Source organism: Streptomyces sp. NBC_00554, assembly GCF_041431135.1.
In the GTDB taxonomy this organism is placed as follows: Bacteria; Actinomycetota; Actinomycetes; order Streptomycetales; family Streptomycetaceae; genus Streptomyces.
The window spans coordinates 3,969,359-3,984,920 of record NZ_CP107799.1; the positions used below are offsets into that span (position 1 = coordinate 3,969,359).

Genomic DNA, 15,562 nt, shown 5'->3' on the forward strand with positions numbered 1-15,562 from the left:
CGGAAAGCGGCGGGCGCCGGCGCCTCGGACAACCCACCCCATACCCTTCCGGATTGGCCGCGGGTGACGAAGGTCATGACTAAGGTCACGAAAATGTATCGGGCATATCGAACATCAACCTTCACAAGGGCCACACGAGTTGGCTAGCGTGCTGACCAGGCCGCCCGACCCCCACCGGCGAACGTCGCCGGGCCGTGGTGGCCTCCGCCGAGTCCGGTGCGCCTTCGTGGCAGCTGGAGCCGGGGACCCAACCGAACTTGGGGTGAATCGGTCCAACTGCCTTGTCGGGCATGGACCGTAGGGCAACCCTTCCGAACCACCCGCCCGAACCCGACAGCTAACTCGGTAGGCGGATGATGGAAGGAGTCGCCTCCCTTGGCGTCGCATCGCAAATGGCTCCCGGGTACGCGCGTGGCGGGCATACGGCCTCCCGCCCTCGCCACCGCCGCCCTCACCTCCGTGGCCCTGCTTTCCCAGACGGCGACCGCCGCGCCCTCGGAGGAGCCCAAGCCGAGCCTCGAAGAGGTCGAGAAGAAGGTCGACGACCTCTACCGGCAGGCGGAGTCGGCCACCGACAAGTACAACGCGGCCAAGGAGAAGACCTCCAAGCAGCGCAAGCAGGTCGACACCCTTCTCGACGATGTCGCCAAACGCACGGAGAAGCTCAACACCGCGCGTGAGGAGCTGGGTTCGTTCGCCGCGGCGCAGTACCGCACCGGGGCCGCCGCCCCCGACACCGCGAGCCTCCTGCTGGCCGACAACCCGCAGGACTACTTCGACCAGACCCAGCTGATGGACCGGCTGACCACCCGCCAGAAGGCGGCCGTCGACGACTACGTCACGGAGCAGGCCGCCGCCACCGAGAAGCGCACGGAGGCCTCCCAGAGCCTGGAGACGCTGACCACCTCGCAGACCGCCCTCAAGACGTCCAAGGCCGACGTCCAGCAGAAGCTCGCCGCGGCGCGCGAACTGCTCTCGCAGCTGACCGCCGAGGAGAAGGCGCGGCTCGCGGCGATCGAGGAGGAGCAGCGCAAGGAGGCCGAGCGCAAGGCGGCGGAGCTGGCGCAGCAGCAGGCCGCCGCCGAGGCCGCGGCGAAGGCGGCCCAGGAGTCGTCGTCGAGCACCACGACCGGCACGACCACCACCACCGACTCCTCGTACGCGACGAAGGCGGCCAAGGCCCTCGCCTTCGCCCGCGCCCAGGTAGGCAAGCCGTACGTCTGGGGCGCCACCGGCCCCGGCTCGTACGACTGCTCGGGTCTCACCCAGGCCGCCTGGAAGGCCGCCGGCGTCACGCTCCCGCGCGTCACCTACGACCAGGTGAACGCGGGCACGACCGTCGCCCTCTCCGACGCCCAGCCCGGCGACCTCGTCTTCTTCTACGACGACGTCAGCCACGTCGGCCTCTACATCGGCAACGGCATGATGATCCACGCCCCGAAGCCGGGCGCGTACGTCCGCGAGGAATCGATCTACTACGACGGCGAGTCGGCAATCCACAGCGTGGTACGCCCGGCGTAACGCACCGCACCACCCGGACACCCTTTCCGCGGGGCACGCACGCGTGGAGCACGTTTTCGTGCACTACGGGGCGTGCCCTGCGGCCTCTTCGGGGCGCCCTGCAGCCTTCTTTCACGCCCCCACGGGCGCGTGCGGCGTCCTCCACGCGTGCGTGGGGCACGTTTTCACCCCCCGCGCGCGTGCCCCGCGGGCAACCCGTCCGGAGATCCCTAGCATCGGGCCCATGCCAGCCATGCCAGCCGTCTCCCAGCTCCGCGCCTGGTGGGCCGAGCGGCCGCCCGCCGCCGGTGCCGCCGTCATGGCCAGCAGCATCGTCTCGGTCGGGTTGCATCTGACCGGATACGAGACGCTGTCCCGTATCGCGCTGGTTCTGGCGGCCGCTGCCTGGCTCGCGCTCGCCGCGGACTTCGTCGTGCGACTGGTGCGGGAGCGGACGCGCTGGGCGGCGGAGGCGGGCACGCCTGCCGGACTGACCGCCGTCGCGGCGACCGCCGTCCTCGGTACACGGCTGTCGGCGCTGGGGTGGCAGGAGGTCGCCGAGGCGCTCCTTGCGCTGTCGGCCGTGCTGTGGCCGGTGCTGCTCTTCGTCGTCGTACGGCACTGGAAGCGTCGTATGGCCGGAGGGGTGTTCCTGGTGTGCGTGGCCACGGAGAGCCTGGCGGTGCTGGCGGCCACGCTCGCCGCGGCGGTGGGCACGGACTGGCTCGCGCACGCCGCGCTGGTGCTGTTCTGGCTCGGGATCGTGCTCTACGGGGTGGCGTTCGCGCACTTCGACATCAGGGAGGTGGCCACGGGCGCCGGGGACCACTGGATCGCGGGCGGCGCGCTCGCGATCTCGGCGCTGGCCGGGGCCGAACTCGTCGCCGCACACAACATCAACGCGTACCTGTGGAACGACGACGACAACGGCGTCCTGCGTGCCGCCACCGTCGCCCTGCTCGTCCTCGACCTCGCCTGGTACTGCGTCCTGGGCGCCGCGGAACTGGTCCGGCCGCGCCTTCGCTACGACGTGCGGCGCTGGGCGACCGTGTTCCCGCTGGGGATGACGGCGGTGTCGATCCTGTCGGTCTCGACCGCCCTTGATGTCGACTGGCTCAAGGGGCCGGGTGAGGTACTGCTGTGGATCGCAGTGGCGGCATGGCTGGCGGTGGCAGCCGGAGCCCTCAGGTCCACAGCACCGCGATGAAGATGTCCGTCGTCGTCAGCAGCCCGACGAGCCCGAAGAGACCCTTGTCCACCTTCTCGTCGTCGCGCTTCACATAGACGAGCCCCAGGATCACGATCAGCAGCGCCAGCTTCACACCGATCTTGATGTTGTTGACCGCCTGGTCGTCCGCCTGGTTGAGGCCGACCAGCACAACTCCCGTGACCAGCATGGTCAGCGCGCCGTGCAGCATCGCGGGGACGAACCGGGCCGTGCCCTGGCCCATCGCCTTCATCTGGGTGAGAAAGCCACCAAGGAGCGAGGCGATGCCGATGATGTGCAGGCCGACGAAGAGATGGATGAGTAGGTCCATGGGGCCGGAGCCTATTCCTGCGCCCTGACCCCTCTTGTCACCGGCCCACCCCATGTAACCCCTAGCACCGACGCACCCCTGGTTGTCCCGGATTGCCCCCATCGGTCATCACACCGTGTGAAGTCGGCGACTCCGGACCGGAATTGCGATCACTTGCGGTCGCTGGACGATCCAGTGGCGCCACTTCCGTACATGGCGTTACCAACCCCTCACGCTCAGGTTTAGCGTCCTCCACCAGGTGCCCGGCTCCCCACCGCCGCCCGGGCCAGGGGCGGCATCCGGACACCACCGCCGAGAAGGTCCGGCGGCGGCCCGCTCCCCCTGTGTGGGCCGCCGCCGGACGTGTAACCGCTGACCGCCGGGTTCCAGCTCCGGCGGCCGTACGGAAGGATGTGGCGCCCTCGTGGCAACACACCGCAAGCCCAGGCAGCGCTCGCTCGGCGGAGGCAAGGCCCGCACCGCCGCCACGATCGCCCTCGCGGGTGCGGCGACGGCCACCGCCTTCGACGGGACGGGGTACGCCGAGCCCCAGCTGTCGACGGCACAGGTGAAGGCCAAGGTCGACAAGTTGTACGAGGAGGCGGAGGTCGCCACCGAGAAGTACAACGGCGCCAAGGAGAAGGCCGGCAAGGCTGCGGAGCGGCTGGGCACGTTGCAGGACGAGGCGGCCCGCAAGGAGGAGCGCCTCAACTCGGCACGCGAAGCGCTGGGTTCGATAGCTGCCTCGCAGTACCGCAGCGGTGGCCTCGACCCGGCGCTGCAGCTCGCGCTCTCCGACGATCCCGGCCAGTACCTGGAAGGTGCCGCGCTCGCCGAGCGTGCGGGCGACAGGCAGGCGTCGGCCGTTGAGCGCGTACGCCAGCAGCTGCGGGAGATCGAGCAGTTGCGCGGCGCCGCGCATGTCGAGCTGGCCTCGCTCAAGTCGCGGCAGGCGGAGCTGAAGCGGCACAAGAAGACGATCAACGGGAAGCTGGATGCGGCCAGGCAGCTGTTGGGCCGGCTCAGCGAGGAGGAGCGCGCACAGGCCGTCGGCACCGGTGACTCCGGCGACCGCGCCTCGCGCTCCTCGGCCCGGGACCTGACCCAGGCGCCGTCGTCGGGCTCGGTCGCGGCCCCCAACTCCCGTGCGGCGGCGGCCGTCTCGTACGCCTACGCAAAGCTCGGCAGCCCCTACGTCTGGGGCGCCACGGGGCCGGACGCCTTCGACTGCTCCGGCCTGTCCCAGGCCGCGTACCGCGCCGCGGGCATCGCCCTGCCCCGTACGACCTACGCCCAGATCAACGCCGGCCGCCGCGTCTCACGCTCCGAACTCGCCCCCGGCGACCTGGTGTTCTTCTACTCGGGCATCAGCCATGTGGGCATCTACGTGGGCAACGGCCAGATGATCCACGCCCCCAACCCGAGCGCGCCGGTGCGACTGGCTCCGATCGACGAGATGCCGTTCGCCGGGGCCACTCGGGTGGCGTGAGAGCGGCGGGGCGCACAAGGGTCTCCCGCCGCGTCCTCAGTTCCGGCGGACGTCTCGCAGGGCATCGCCGATCGCGGCCACCCCGTCCGCGATGGCCGTTGCGGGAGACGCGGCGTATCCGAGGAGCAGGCCGGGCGGGCCGGGGCGCTGGCGATGCCAGGACAGCGGGTGCACCTTGACGCCGCGGGCGAGCGAGGCCGCGGCGAGGTCGGTGTCGAGCAAGGCTTCGCCGAGAGGGCGGGCCGACTCCGGCCCGGCGAAATCCGGCCCGGCGAAATCCGACCCAGCGAACTCCGGCTCGCCGAGCTCCGGCCTCTCGAAGGTGATCAGCAGGTGGAGCCCGGCTGCGGCTCCGTGGACCACCGCGCCCGGCAGTCGGTGGCGGATCGCAGCGATCATTGCGTCGCGGCGGCGACGGTGACGGCGGCGCAACTGGCGCAGCTGCCGCTCCAGTTCACCCGATTCCATGAGCCGCGCGAGTACGAGCTGAGGCAGGGCCGGGTTGCCGAGGTCGGCGAAGCGTTTGGCGGCGACCAGCGCGTCCCGGTAGCGCGGCGGCGCGACCAGCCATCCCGTACGCAGGGCGGGGGCGAGCAGCTTGGACACGCTGCCCGCGTAACAGACCCGCTCCGGGAGCATCGACCGCAGCGCGGGCACGGGCGGCCGGTCGTAGCGGTGCTCGGCGTCGTAGTCGTCCTCCACGATCAGCCCGCCGTCCCCGGCCCACCGCATCAGCTCGCGGCGCCGCGCTCCCCCGAGCACCACCCCGGTCGGGAACTGGTGCGCCGGCGTCAGCAACACCACTCCGTGCGTCCGCAGTTCGGCCACCCGGATCCCCTCGGCGTCGACGGACACCGGCGGCGTACGCAGCCCCTGCCATTGCAGATGCTGCCGGACCCCGAGCGAGCCGGGGTCCTCCACGGCGATCTCCTCCACCCCGTCGTCGCGCAGCACCTGCCCGAGCAGCGCCAGCGCCTGCGCGGTCCCCGCGACGACGATCACCTCGTCCGGCTCGACCCTGATCCCGCGGTTCCGCGCCAGCCAGTGCGCCACGGCCCGCCGCAACTCCGGTGTCCCGCACGGATCCCCGTACCCGAATCCCGGCGCGGAGAGCCCACCGAGCACCTCCCGCTCGGCACGCAGCCAGGCCGCTCGCGGGAAGGCGGTGAGGTCGGGGACGCCGGGCGAGAAGTCGATACGGGCGGGGGCAGAGCGGATCAGGTCGAAGATGTCGTCGCCGGGAGGCGCGGAGAACAGGCGGCTGAGCGCATCGCCGGGCAGCTCGCTGCGGTAGGGCTCTAGGGGCGCGCCGGGTGAGCGGGCCACGTCGGACGAACGAGACGGGCCGGGCGAACGAGACGCACCCGTGGGCGCCGCCACGACCACCGTCCCGTTCCGGCCCCTGCCCGCGACGTGCCCGTCCTCGGACAGCCGCTGGTACGCCTCTGTCACCACCCCGCGCGAGACCTGGAGCTCGGCGGCGAGGCCCCGGGTCGCCGGGAGCCTGGACCCCAGCGGCAGCCGGCCGTCGGAGATCGCCCGCCGCAACTGCCCCGCCAGCCAGTCGGCGCGGCCACCGAACGGGGCTTCACCGATGTCGAGTTGGAGAAAGTCGGACGACCCTGCCGATGCGTTGTTTATGGACCTGTCGTCATGGTCACCATTGGACCTGTTCACCGGGCCATTGTCGGACGAGGCTCGCTCCATGACCACGCCAATCGACTACGTGCACGGCTACTCCGCCCACGAGACCCGCCGCCTCGGCGATCAGGCCGACACCCTGGCGGCCCTGCTGCACTCCGGCACGGCATACCCCGCGGGCAGCAAGGTTCTCGAGGTCGGCTGCGGGGTGGGGGCGCAGACGGTGCACCTGGTGACGGAGAGCCCGGAGGCGCACTTCGCCGCTGTCGACATCTCAGCCACTTCCCTCTCCCAGGCCCGCGCCCGCGTGAGCGCCCACGCCCCCGACGCACACGTTTCGTGGCACCAGGCGAACCTCTTCGAACTTCCCTTTCCCGACGCCGAGTTCGACCACCTCTTCGTCTGCTTCGTCCTGGAGCATCTCGCCGCCCCACGCCAGGCCCTCACCGCACTGCGCCGCGTCCTGCGCCCGGGCGGCACCCTCACCGTCATCGAGGGCGACCACGGCTCGGCGTTCTTCCACCCCGACAGCACCTACGCCCACGCGGCGATCGACTGTCAGATCCAACTCCAGTCCACGGCGGGCGGCGACGCCCTGCTCGGCCGCCAACTGCATCCACTCGTCACGGGCGCCGGTTACGAGGACGTCGTGGTCCGCCCCCGTACGGTCTACGCGGACAGCTCCCGCCCCACCCTGGTGAACGGCTTCACCCGCAACACCTTCATCGCGATGATCGAATCCGTACGCGAAGACGCCCTCGCCGGGGGCCTGACGACCCCGACGGACTGGGACCGGGGCATCAGGGACCTGCACCGCACGGCCACCGACGACGGCACGTTCCACTACACGTTCTTCAAGGCCCTCGCGGTGAATCCACCGGCCAGTTAGCCGGCCCCGGTGAGCGTCCTCATCCCGTGCTACACCAGACGACGAGCCGTGGCCCACCGGGTCAGCTCGTGCCGGTTGGAGAGCTGCAACTTCCGCAGTACGGCGGAGACATGGGACTCGACCGTCTTGACGGAGATGAACAGCTGCTTGGCGATCTCCTTGTACGCGTAGCCGCGGGCGATGAGGCGGAGGACCTCGCGCTCGCGCTGGGTGAGACGGTCGAGGTCCTCGTCGACGGGCGGGGCGTCGGTCGAGGCGAACGCGTCGAGGACGAATCCGGCCAGGCGGGGCGAGAAGACCGCGTCGCCGTCCTGGACGCGGAAGATGGAGTCCACGAGGTCCGTACCGGTGATCGTCTTGGTGACATAGCCCCGGGCGCCACCGCGGATCACACCGATGACGTCCTCCGCGGCGTCCGACACGGACAGCGCGAGGAAGCGGACCGGCTGCTCGGCGTCGGCCATCAACGGGGCGCAACGGCGCAGCACTTCGACACCGCCGCCGCCCGGCAGGTGGACGTCGAGCAGAACGACCTCGGGCCGGGTGGCCGTGATGACCGTGACCGCCTGATCGACGTCCGCGGCCTCACCGACCACCTCGACGCCGGTCCGCTCGGTCTCGCCGATCTCGGCCTGAACGCCCGTACGGAACATGCGGTGGTCGTCGACGAGCACAACCCGCGCATGACGCCCACTCCCGGCGGCGGCCGACCCGGCCTTGTTCGCGGCCTCTCCGGATGCGGCGGCAGCCGAAGGGGTCTCCTCCGCACCGGCAGAACTGCCGGACTCCACAGGCCCATTCGTGTCACTCATGACGTCTTCTCCGCCCTCTCCATCTCCAGCTCGACCTCCGTGCCGCCGTCCGGCACCGCGCGCAGCCGCGCCGTGCCGCCGTTGCGCTCCATGCGGCCGATGATCGATTCTCTGACGCCCATGCGGTCGGCGGGTATCGAGTCGAGGTCGAAGCCGGGGCCGCGGTCACGAACGGACACGAAGACCGTCCTGCCCTCGACTTCGGCGAAGACCTGTACCGCGCCGCCCTCGCCACCGTACTTGGCCGCGTTCACCATCGCTTCCCGCGCGGCCTGCATCTGTGCGGTGATGCCCTCGTCGAGCGGGCAGTCGCCGACGACCACGACCTCGATGGGGACGCCGTGCTTGTCCTCGACCTCCGCGGCATTGCGCCGGACCGCCTCGGCGAGGGTGTCGGGCTCCTCGGCCTCGTCCTTGCCGGTGCCCTCCGGTTTGTAGAGCCAGGTGCGCAGGTCGCGCTCCTGGGCGCGGGCCAGGCGGCGCACCTCGTTCCCGTTGTCCGCGTTGCGCTGGATCAGGGTCAGGGTGTGCAGCACCGAGTCGTGGACATGGGCGGCGACTTCCGCCCGCTCCTGGGCGCGGATACGCATCAGGCGCTCTTCGGAGAGGTCCTGTGTCATGCGTACGAGATAGGGGCCGGCGAGCAGCGCTATGCCGACCAGGACGGCGAGTGCCGCCTGGAGGACGGAGCCGAGGTGGGCGGCCGAGCCCTGGAGGACGAATATCCCGGAGACTCCGGCGGTGACCAGCAGGACACCCGCAGCGGAACGCAGCAGCGTGAGCGTACGACGGCGGCGGCCGACCTCCACCCAGCGGGCCCGCCGCGCGTTGTCCGCCTGGCGCCAGACGAGGGCGACGCCCGCGCCGACGAGCACCGTCGGCCACAGATACGCCTTCGCTCCGCCGCCGAGGTTCACATTGCCGACGAAGACCATGGCCACGACGACCATGAGGAGCAGGGCGACGATCTGTCCCTTGTCCGGCTTGCGGGCCACGAGCCTGCGGCGGCCGTCGGGGGCGGTCTCGGTGGAGATGCCCGGCGTACGCCCCGCACCGACCGGGCCGACTCCTCCGACCCCGCCGACGCCGAGCGGCACGAAGAACCAGAACGCGGCATAGAGCAGGGCCCCCAGCCCGTCCGCCATGAACAGGCCGACGAACACGAGCCGCACCCAGATCACGGGCAGCCCGAGATGCCCGGCGAGCCCTCGCGCCACGCCCCCGAGCCAGCGTCCGTCGCTGCTGCGGTAGAGCTTGCGCGGGGGCCGCGGGGCGTCCAGTGGCATGGCTGCGGCTTCCGGCATGCCATCGATGTTCACACGCCCGGCGGGCCCGGGCATCAGGGTCGACCCCCGAGACTCCCCTGATCTTCGAGAAACCGCCGCCTGACCTTCGAACGCCCGGTGTCCGACCCCGGGAAATCCGGCAGTCGATCTTCGACGAACCGACCGCCGATCCCCGGAAACCGGGTGATCGAACAGTTCCCCTCCGCCCTCCTCCCGCCCCCTCCTCTCCCCGTCAGGGCCGAAATCAGGGTTCGGCCAGGGTCATCCCGACTGCCGTTGCGCCTCCCCGCCCGTCACGATGGACGCATGACAGATCACCAGCACGCGGCGGCGGAGCCGGACCCCGGCCCCGGCCCGGGCGCCCCACCACCGGGCACCGGGCCGCGCGACGCCGTGCCGCCCGCCACAGGTGAGGAGCCGCACGCGCCCGAGGTCCCCCGCAAGTTCCGTCGCGACCGGCGGCACAAGATGCTGGGCGGGGTGTGCGCCGGACTGGGGCGGCAGTGCGACATGGACCCGGTGATCTTCCGGATCGTGCTCGCGGTGCTCTCCGCGACCGGCGGCCTCGGCCTCATCTTCTACGGCTTCGTCTGGCTGTTCGTCCCCTTCGACGACGACGAGGAGAACGAGGTACGGAAGCTCCTGACCGGCCGCGTGGACGGCCAGGCGCTGGCGGCCGTGCTCTTCGCCCTGGTCGGCTGCGGAGTGTTCCTCTCGATGATCAACAACGGCGGGGTGCTGACCTTCGCCGTGGTCCTCGCCCTGCTCCTGGCGGGCGCCGGGTTCTGGTCGCAGCAGCGCGGCGCCCCCGACCCCGACCCGCTCGCCGCCCAGGCCGTGGCCGACGCCCCGCCGGAGGCACAGGCACCGCCCGTCCCCGCCTCCTACCCCTCCTGGTGGCGCGACCCGATCATCAAGGACGGCTCCCATGTCGGCGGTACCGGCTATCTGTGGGGCCCGAGAGACGCCCGGAACCGAGATGTGGCGGCCGCACTCAACATCGCCCGGGGCACAAGCCGCCCGGACATACGCACGGCATGGCAGCCGCAGCCGAAGCCACCCGGCCCGCGCTGGATCGGCGGCTGGGTGCTCGTGCTCGCGCTCGTCGCGGGCATCCTCGGCACCAGCCTGACCTGGGAAGAACACACGCTGGGCACCAGCCTGCAGACCGGCCTGGCCAGTGCGCTGATCGTGTTCGGCCTGGGCATCGCGATCAGCGCGTTCAAGGGCCGTACGGGCGCAGGCTCGATCTTCCTCGCGATACTCACCGCGGGCCTGCTCGCCGCCTCCGCCGCACTCCCCAAGGACATCAGCACGCACTGGGTACGAACGGAGTGGACCCCGACCACCGCGGCCCAAGTGAAGGAGACCTACGACCTCGGCACAGGCGTGGGCACCCTGGACCTGACCAACCTCGACCTCGCCAAGGGCCAGACCCTGTCGACGAACGCGGAGGTGGGTGTGGGCCAGCTCAAGGTGATCGTCCCGAAGGATCTGACCGTGAACCTGACCGTCGATGTCGGCGTCGGAGACATCCAGTTGCCGGGCGACGACAAGAAGGACGTGGACGTGGCACCGGGCAAGCACAAGAGCGTGACACTGTCGCCCACGACCGCCGACAAGAACGGCGGCACCCTCGACCTCGACCTCCAGGTCGGCGTGGGCCAGGCGGAGGTGACCCGTGCCACGTCATGAGTTCCAGCCGGGAAAGCTGGTCGCGGGTTCCTTCCTCACTCTCGCGGGCGTCGTCTACGCGGGCGACGCGGGCGGCCTCTGGGAAACACCGTGGTTCGCGATCATCCCCATAGTCACGGTCGGCCTCTGCCTAGCGGGCACGGTGGCACTGCTGACCCACGCCATACGCAGACGCCGAGCAGCTCGCCGGGACCCTGCAACCGCGGTGGGCAAGGGAGGGTAGACCGGGAACGGACACCCACGGACGTCACCGAACGCCCACGGACCGCACGACCCCGTCGGCGTTGGCCGGTGTCGCCGATGGCTAGCGATAGCCCCCGGCCCGTTGCCTACGCCTGGCCCTCAACGCCGCATCCACGGAGAACACCGACGCACCGGCCAGAACCAGCGGCAGCCAGGCCATCAGGTAGATCAGGTCATTGCCGTAGTAGTACGGGTCGGCGGCCCAGCTCACGGTCAGCCACAGGCTGAGCGAGATGAGGGCACCGCCGAACGCGGCGAGGCGGGCCAGCAGGCCGATCAGTGTGCCGATCCCGACGGCGAGCTCACCGAAGGCAATCGCATAACCGAAGCCGACCGGATTCTTCAGCGACAGATCCACAAGCGCCGGGATCGCCGAGGAGTCCCGGACCCCGCGCATCATGTCGCCGATCGAGCCGGCGCCGGAGTCCGACATGAACGCGCTGTCGGTGAGTTTGTCCAGGCCCGCGTAGATGAAGGTGACGCCGAGGAAGACCCGTAGAGGAAGCAGGGCGTAACGGGTGGCAGTGTCCCGCCAGTCCCGCCCCCCATCGAGATAGGGGCTCGGTGTGTCCGTCCGAATACCGTGAGTCATCGCTCTCCGCCGCCTCTCGCCCGCGTGCCGTTGACCCCTCAACAGACCATACGTACGACAGCAGGCCCCCGCTCAAGACTCGGGGTGCCCGTTTTCCTTCACACCCTCCAGTGACCAGAGCGATATGGCCACCCGGCGCGGGTGTCCGGGCCGATTTCTTTCGCCCCCTCCGCCCCTACCCAACCCGAACCTGGGGGCTCCGCCCCCAGACCCCCGCTCGCCCGAAGGGCTCGTCCTCAAACGCCGGACGGGCTGAAAGATCTCCCCCGGGCGGGCTGACGAGTGCGGCCCCCACGGGTGGGCGGGGGATCGGGACGGCACCACCGAGTCCTCAAACGCCGCCCGGCCGAGAACGCACCCGCCCCACACCTACACCCCTAGCCGCCCACGCGCCCGCAGCCACATACGCACGGGAGGGGCCGGGGGCCGGTACATCAAATGCCCGTCGCGTACGTTCGCGTCACCGGACGCTTCCCTGCTCGGCCAAGGTCTGATCCGTCGGCGACGGGCGGATGTACCGGCCCCCGGCCCCGACCCATCCAACCCCAGGGCGCAACGCCCCTCAATCCGTCACATCAATCACGCACCGATTCGTCTCCACCCCCGCAGCCGTAACCACCTGCACCTCCACCCGCCCCGGCTCCACATCCACCGGCACAGGCACCGTAAGCACCGCATCCGTGGGATTACTGAACCCCCCGGCCACGGGAACCAACGGCACATGGACATGCACCGGCCCGATCCGCACCACCATCCGGGACAGCCGGTCCGCGGTCCCCGCGCCGGGCGGCACGAACCCGGCCCCCCGGATCTCGATGTCGTCACCGGTCCGGATGGGCGCGTCGAGGTCCCCCGCCTCACGGGCGCGGACGACGGAGAGGATCACCGGCCGCCCGCCCTCGGCCCACTTCCCGGCGAGATAGGTGGCGGCGGACACAAGGACCAGCACCGCCAGCCCCCACGGCAGATCCGGCAGCTGCGAGGGCCGCCGCGCCAGCCGCACCGCCGCGAACACGAGAGCAACCGCACAGATCACGACGTACTGGATGTCCGCGAAGGACCCCCGCCCGGAGTCGTCGGTCAGGAGATCGGACGCCCGCGGCCGATCCGCCCGCACCTTCTGCAACCGCTGCCCGAGCACCCGCAGCCCCACCACCCGCCGCACCAGCACAGCAATCCCGCACACCACGGCAACAACGGTCACCACACCAGCACCACGGGCGAGTTCAAGCCCGGCAATCAGCTCGTCGCGCGTGCCATGCGCGGAGGCAGCAGCCAGCTGCCCCACCAGCACAAGGACGGCGTACACGACAAACAGCACCCAACCCCCCGCCACCACACGCGAGGTGGAGAGCCGGTTGTCCTCGCCGATGAGAGGCGCGAGGGCACCACCCCGCGCCCGGTGCAGATACCCCGCACCGGTCAACGCCCCGCTCACCACAAGCGCGGCAAGCAGCCCGGCAGTCCGCGCGGCAGACCACCCCGCCCCGATCGCGGTGAGCGCCTGCACCAGGAGCAGCGCGACGGCAACTCCCCACACCGCGTAGGCGGTACGCCGCCACATCCGCCCGAGCCACGCCTCACCGTCGAGGCGCCCGCGCTCGGCGACGACGTCCGCGGACTGGGTCAGTTCGTCCGAGACCCACTGCCGGGACGCGGACGCCGAGTGGGCGACGGCGGCGGGCAGCCCCTGCCCGGACGCCAACTGGTCGCGCTTCGCGAGGAATTCGGCGACAGCCCGCCGATGCCCCTCGCGCGCCCCGTGCGGACAGTCCCCGCAGGTGCACCCACCGCCGTGCACGCCCTGCCCGGAACCCTGACCTGCGCCGAGCCCGTCACCGCGCCCCGCGCCCCGCCCCGAACCACGCTCCACGCCGTGTCTCGCCTCCTGCACCGCCACGTCCGCTGCCGCCTTCCCCACACCAAGAACTCCCGTGCGGCCAGACCATCCGTACGCCTGACTGCCGTACAACTGCCTTAAAACTGCGTCGCGATGACAGCGAATTGTGCCGTACGAAACACGGCCCGCGTCCGGCAGGTCTGGTCAGCGCGGGTGAAGCGCGGGCGCCCGTGTTGACCCGGCTGCGAGAATTTGCGTATGGCCGAGATCATCCAGCGCGACGGGACCTGGGTCTTCGACGGCAGCACGGTCAGGATCACGCCGGGACTGCACCGCTCCGTGCCGCTGTTCCGGCAGACGTACGGGGAGGTCGCGGTTCCCCTGGAGGCGATCGCCGGCATCGTCTACGAGCCCGAACGCAAGCGCGGCCGCCTGCGGCTGAGCCTGCGCGAGGGCGCCGACCCGCTTCTCCAGGCGACCGGCGGCCGGCTGCCCGAGGCGGCGGACCCGTACCGGCTGGCGGTCGACATCGACCGTTCCGGGGTCGCGGAGTACGTCGCCGAGGAGATCCGCCGCGCGCTGCTCCTCGACCAGATCCCCAAGGAGCCGACGAAGGGGTACCTCCTTCCGGGCCCGCCCGTTCCCGTCTCCGTCCGCTCCAGTGACGGCACGGTGTCGTTCGACGGGACGCAGGTGCGGATCGACTGGGCGGACACCTCCGACCGGGTCAAGCGGGCGACGGGCCCGCGGATCATCGCGGTGAGCGACCTCGCACAGGTCGAGTGGCTGCCCAACTCCGGTTACGAGGACGGTTTTCTGCGCTTCGTGACCGGCGAGACCGTCTTCTCGAAGCTGCCGCCCGAGAAGGACCCGTACTCCCTCGACCTGTGGGGCAACACCCACCGCGACCTCCTGACGGCTCTGGTCGCCACCGCCGTCACCGCCCGCTTGCCGCATCCGTCCACCCGCACGGGCGAGTACGTGGACCGCCCCCACCTCAGGGCCGCCGTACCGCCTCCGGCCGACCATCACGACGTACTCCTGCGCCGTCTGCGGGAGTTGGGCGAACTGCACCGCGACGGCGTACTCACGGACGAGGAGTTCGCGGCGACGAAGGCGGCGGTGCTCCGCGGTTTCTGACCCTCTACGACAAAAGATCGGGCTCACTCCGGCTGATGTCCTGCCACAACGGCTGGTAGTTGATCCAAGCCACCAGATCGCCGCCGAGCTGCTCCCGCGTCGCGACCGCCTGCTTGTGGTCGATGAGGATCGGCCGGCCCGCGGCCTGCGCGGTGAGCTGTACCTGACTGGACCGTTCCATGGACACGAACCACCAGGCCGCCGCGTCCACGGAGTCCCCGACCGTGAGCAGCCCGTGGTTGCGCAGCACCAGCGCCTTGCCGGTGCCGAGCGCGGAGGCGATGCGGCGGCCCTCGTCGGCGTCCACGGCGACGCCGGTGTACGTGTCGTACAGCGCGTGGTCCTCGTAGAAGGCGCAGCTCTCCTGGGTGATCGGGTCGAGCAGGTCGCCGAGTGCGGACAGGGCGCGCCCGTGCACGGAGTGGCAGTGGGCGACGGCGACGACGTCGGGGCGGGCGGCGTGGACCTGGGCGTGCACGGTGAAGGCCGCCTGGTTCACGTGGTAGCGGCCCTCGATCACCTGCCCGCTCTGGTTGGCCATGACGAGGTCGCTGACGGTGACGTGCTTGAACGGCATCCCGAAGGGGTTCACCCAGAAGCAGTCGCTGTACTCGGGGTCGCGCGCGGTGATGTGACCGGAGACCCCGTCCTCGAACCCGAGCCGTCCGAAGAGCCGCAGCGCTCCGGCCAGCCGTTCCTTGCGGTGCCGCCGCTCGTCGTCCAACGACTCGTGCATCGGCGGCATGGCGAACCGCAGCCGGTCGGTGGGTAGGGGCAGGGGCGGGGTGGGCCCGTGCATATGTCCTCCAGCACTGGCGTGTCCGGTACGGAGCGGAAGTTACCCTCGGTCAGCCCAAGAGAACAGGGCCGTTCCGTGAAGAGAGTGCGCAACCGTTACGAGATCCGGGTTCCCTGTGT

The 15,562-nt window shown here is 70.8% G+C and carries 14 protein-coding genes and 1 riboswitch; of the genes, 7 read left to right on the forward strand and 7 right to left on the reverse strand.

The genetic code is table 11. From position 1 onward, the window contains the following. Window positions 1-195: 195 nt before the first annotated feature. Window positions 196-368: riboswitch (cyclic di-AMP (ydaO/yuaA leader) on the forward strand. 7 nt (window positions 369-375) lie between these two features. Together OG266_RS17065 and OG266_RS17070 are read left to right on the forward strand one after the other, a co-directional pair. Next, complete coding sequence (locus OG266_RS17065; RefSeq protein ID WP_371546617.1) at window positions 376-1,521, forward strand: NlpC/P60 family protein; 1,146 nt, start codon at window positions 376-378, stop codon at window positions 1,519-1,521. A gap of 232 nt (window positions 1,522-1,753) precedes the next feature. Continuing rightward, complete coding sequence (locus OG266_RS17070) at window positions 1,754-2,707, forward strand: tellurite resistance/C4-dicarboxylate transporter family protein (protein ID WP_371552827.1); 954 nt, start codon at window positions 1,754-1,756, stop codon at window positions 2,705-2,707. Here OG266_RS17070 and OG266_RS17075 read toward each other — a convergent pair. Next, complete coding sequence (locus tag OG266_RS17075; RefSeq protein WP_326721131.1) at window positions 2,685-3,038, reverse strand: hypothetical protein; 354 nt, start codon at window positions 3,036-3,038, stop codon at window positions 2,685-2,687. The two genes, OG266_RS17070 and OG266_RS17075, sit on opposite strands and share 23 nt — an antisense overlap. Before the next feature lie 403 nt (window positions 3,039-3,441). Here OG266_RS17075 and OG266_RS17080 point away from each other — a divergent pair, with 403 nt between their 5' ends. Further along, window positions 3,442-4,506 (forward strand): C40 family peptidase, encoded by a 1,065-nt coding sequence (locus OG266_RS17080; RefSeq protein WP_266455733.1) that lies wholly within the window; start codon window positions 3,442-3,444, stop codon window positions 4,504-4,506. Window positions 4,507-4,542: 36 nt separating this feature from the next. Here the strand turns inward: OG266_RS17080 and OG266_RS17085 are convergent, their stop codons facing one another. After that, window positions 4,543-6,183, reverse strand: coding sequence for a PLP-dependent aminotransferase family protein (locus tag OG266_RS17085; protein WP_371546620.1), 1,641 nt, complete (start codon window positions 6,181-6,183; stop codon window positions 4,543-4,545). 28 nt (window positions 6,184-6,211) lie between these two features. Here OG266_RS17085 and OG266_RS17090 point away from each other — a divergent pair, with 28 nt between their 5' ends. Beyond that, entirely contained in the window at window positions 6,212-7,036 is an 825-nt protein-coding gene (locus tag OG266_RS17090) for an L-histidine N(alpha)-methyltransferase (protein ID WP_371546623.1), read from the forward strand. A 29-nt stretch (window positions 7,037-7,065) separates the two neighbouring features. On the opposite strand, the gene OG266_RS17095 is transcribed toward OG266_RS17090, so the two are convergent. Both OG266_RS17095 and OG266_RS17100 read right to left on the reverse strand, forming a co-directional pair. Continuing rightward, entirely contained in the window at window positions 7,066-7,848 is a 783-nt protein-coding gene (locus OG266_RS17095; protein ID WP_329545939.1) for a response regulator transcription factor, read from the reverse strand. Then, window positions 7,845-9,188 (reverse strand): ATP-binding protein, encoded by a 1,344-nt coding sequence (locus OG266_RS17100; protein ID WP_266455745.1) that lies wholly within the window; start codon window positions 9,186-9,188, stop codon window positions 7,845-7,847. The genes OG266_RS17095 and OG266_RS17100 overlap by 4 nt, the downstream gene beginning before the upstream one ends. Before the next feature lie 252 nt (window positions 9,189-9,440). Between OG266_RS17100 and OG266_RS17105 the strand changes: the two genes are divergently transcribed. After that, window positions 9,441-10,829 carry a PspC domain-containing protein gene (locus OG266_RS17105; RefSeq protein WP_371546626.1) on the forward strand — a complete coding sequence of 463 codons (1,389 nt, stop codon included), beginning with the start codon at window positions 9,441-9,443 and terminating at the stop codon, window positions 10,827-10,829. Continuing rightward, entirely contained in the window at window positions 10,816-11,052 is a 237-nt protein-coding gene (locus OG266_RS17110; protein WP_371546629.1) for a hypothetical protein, read from the forward strand. Before OG266_RS17105 ends, OG266_RS17110 begins: the two co-directional genes overlap by 14 nt. Before the next feature lie 81 nt (window positions 11,053-11,133). Here OG266_RS17110 and OG266_RS17115 read toward each other — a convergent pair whose 3' ends face one another. Both OG266_RS17115 and OG266_RS17120 read right to left on the reverse strand, forming a co-directional pair. Next, window positions 11,134-11,664 carry a DoxX family protein gene (locus tag OG266_RS17115; protein ID WP_266455751.1) on the reverse strand — a complete coding sequence of 177 codons (531 nt, stop codon included), beginning with the start codon at window positions 11,662-11,664 and terminating at the stop codon, window positions 11,134-11,136. A 562-nt stretch (window positions 11,665-12,226) separates the two neighbouring features. Then, on the reverse strand, window positions 12,227-13,465 hold the full coding sequence (locus tag OG266_RS17120; RefSeq protein WP_371552829.1) for a hypothetical protein: 1,239 nt from the start codon (window positions 13,463-13,465) through the stop codon (window positions 12,227-12,229). Between the two features lie 297 nt (window positions 13,466-13,762). Here OG266_RS17120 and OG266_RS17125 point away from each other — a divergent pair, with 297 nt between their 5' ends. After that, a complete protein-coding gene (locus OG266_RS17125) occupies window positions 13,763-14,644 on the forward strand; it encodes a DUF4429 domain-containing protein (RefSeq protein ID WP_371546632.1) in 882 nt (293 codons plus the stop codon). A gap of 4 nt (window positions 14,645-14,648) precedes the next feature. On the opposite strand, the gene OG266_RS17130 is transcribed toward OG266_RS17125, so the two are convergent. Beyond that, complete coding sequence (locus OG266_RS17130; RefSeq protein ID WP_266455757.1) at window positions 14,649-15,443, reverse strand: class II aldolase/adducin family protein; 795 nt, start codon at window positions 15,441-15,443, stop codon at window positions 14,649-14,651. Window positions 15,444-15,562 lie beyond the last annotated feature (119 nt).

What these genes read in the sequence shown, in the direction of transcription:
- OG266_RS17070 (WP_371552827.1), top strand. Translation starts at nt 1,754, where the DNA reads ATGCCAGCCGTCTCCCAGCTCCGCGCCTGGTGGGCCGAGCGGCCGCCC.
- OG266_RS17075 (WP_326721131.1), bottom strand. Translation starts at nt 3,038, where the DNA reads ATGGACCTACTCATCCATCTCTTCGTCGGCCTGCACATCATCGGCATC.
- OG266_RS17090 (WP_371546623.1), top strand. Translation starts at nt 6,212, where the DNA reads ATGACCACGCCAATCGACTACGTGCACGGCTACTCCGCCCACGAGACC.
- OG266_RS17095 (WP_329545939.1), bottom strand. Translation starts at nt 7,848, where the DNA reads ATGAGTGACACGAATGGGCCTGTGGAGTCCGGCAGTTCTGCCGGTGCG.
- OG266_RS17100 (WP_266455745.1), bottom strand. Translation starts at nt 9,188, where the DNA reads ATGCCCGGGCCCGCCGGGCGTGTGAACATCGATGGCATGCCGGAAGCC.
- OG266_RS17105 (WP_371546626.1), top strand. Translation starts at nt 9,441, where the DNA reads ATGACAGATCACCAGCACGCGGCGGCGGAGCCGGACCCCGGCCCCGGC.
- OG266_RS17115 (WP_266455751.1), bottom strand. Translation starts at nt 11,664, where the DNA reads ATGACTCACGGTATTCGGACGGACACACCGAGCCCCTATCTCGATGGG.
- OG266_RS17125 (WP_371546632.1), top strand. Translation starts at nt 13,763, where the DNA reads ATGGCCGAGATCATCCAGCGCGACGGGACCTGGGTCTTCGACGGCAGC.
- OG266_RS17130 (WP_266455757.1), bottom strand. Translation starts at nt 15,443, where the DNA reads ATGCACGGGCCCACCCCGCCCCTGCCCCTACCCACCGACCGGCTGCGG.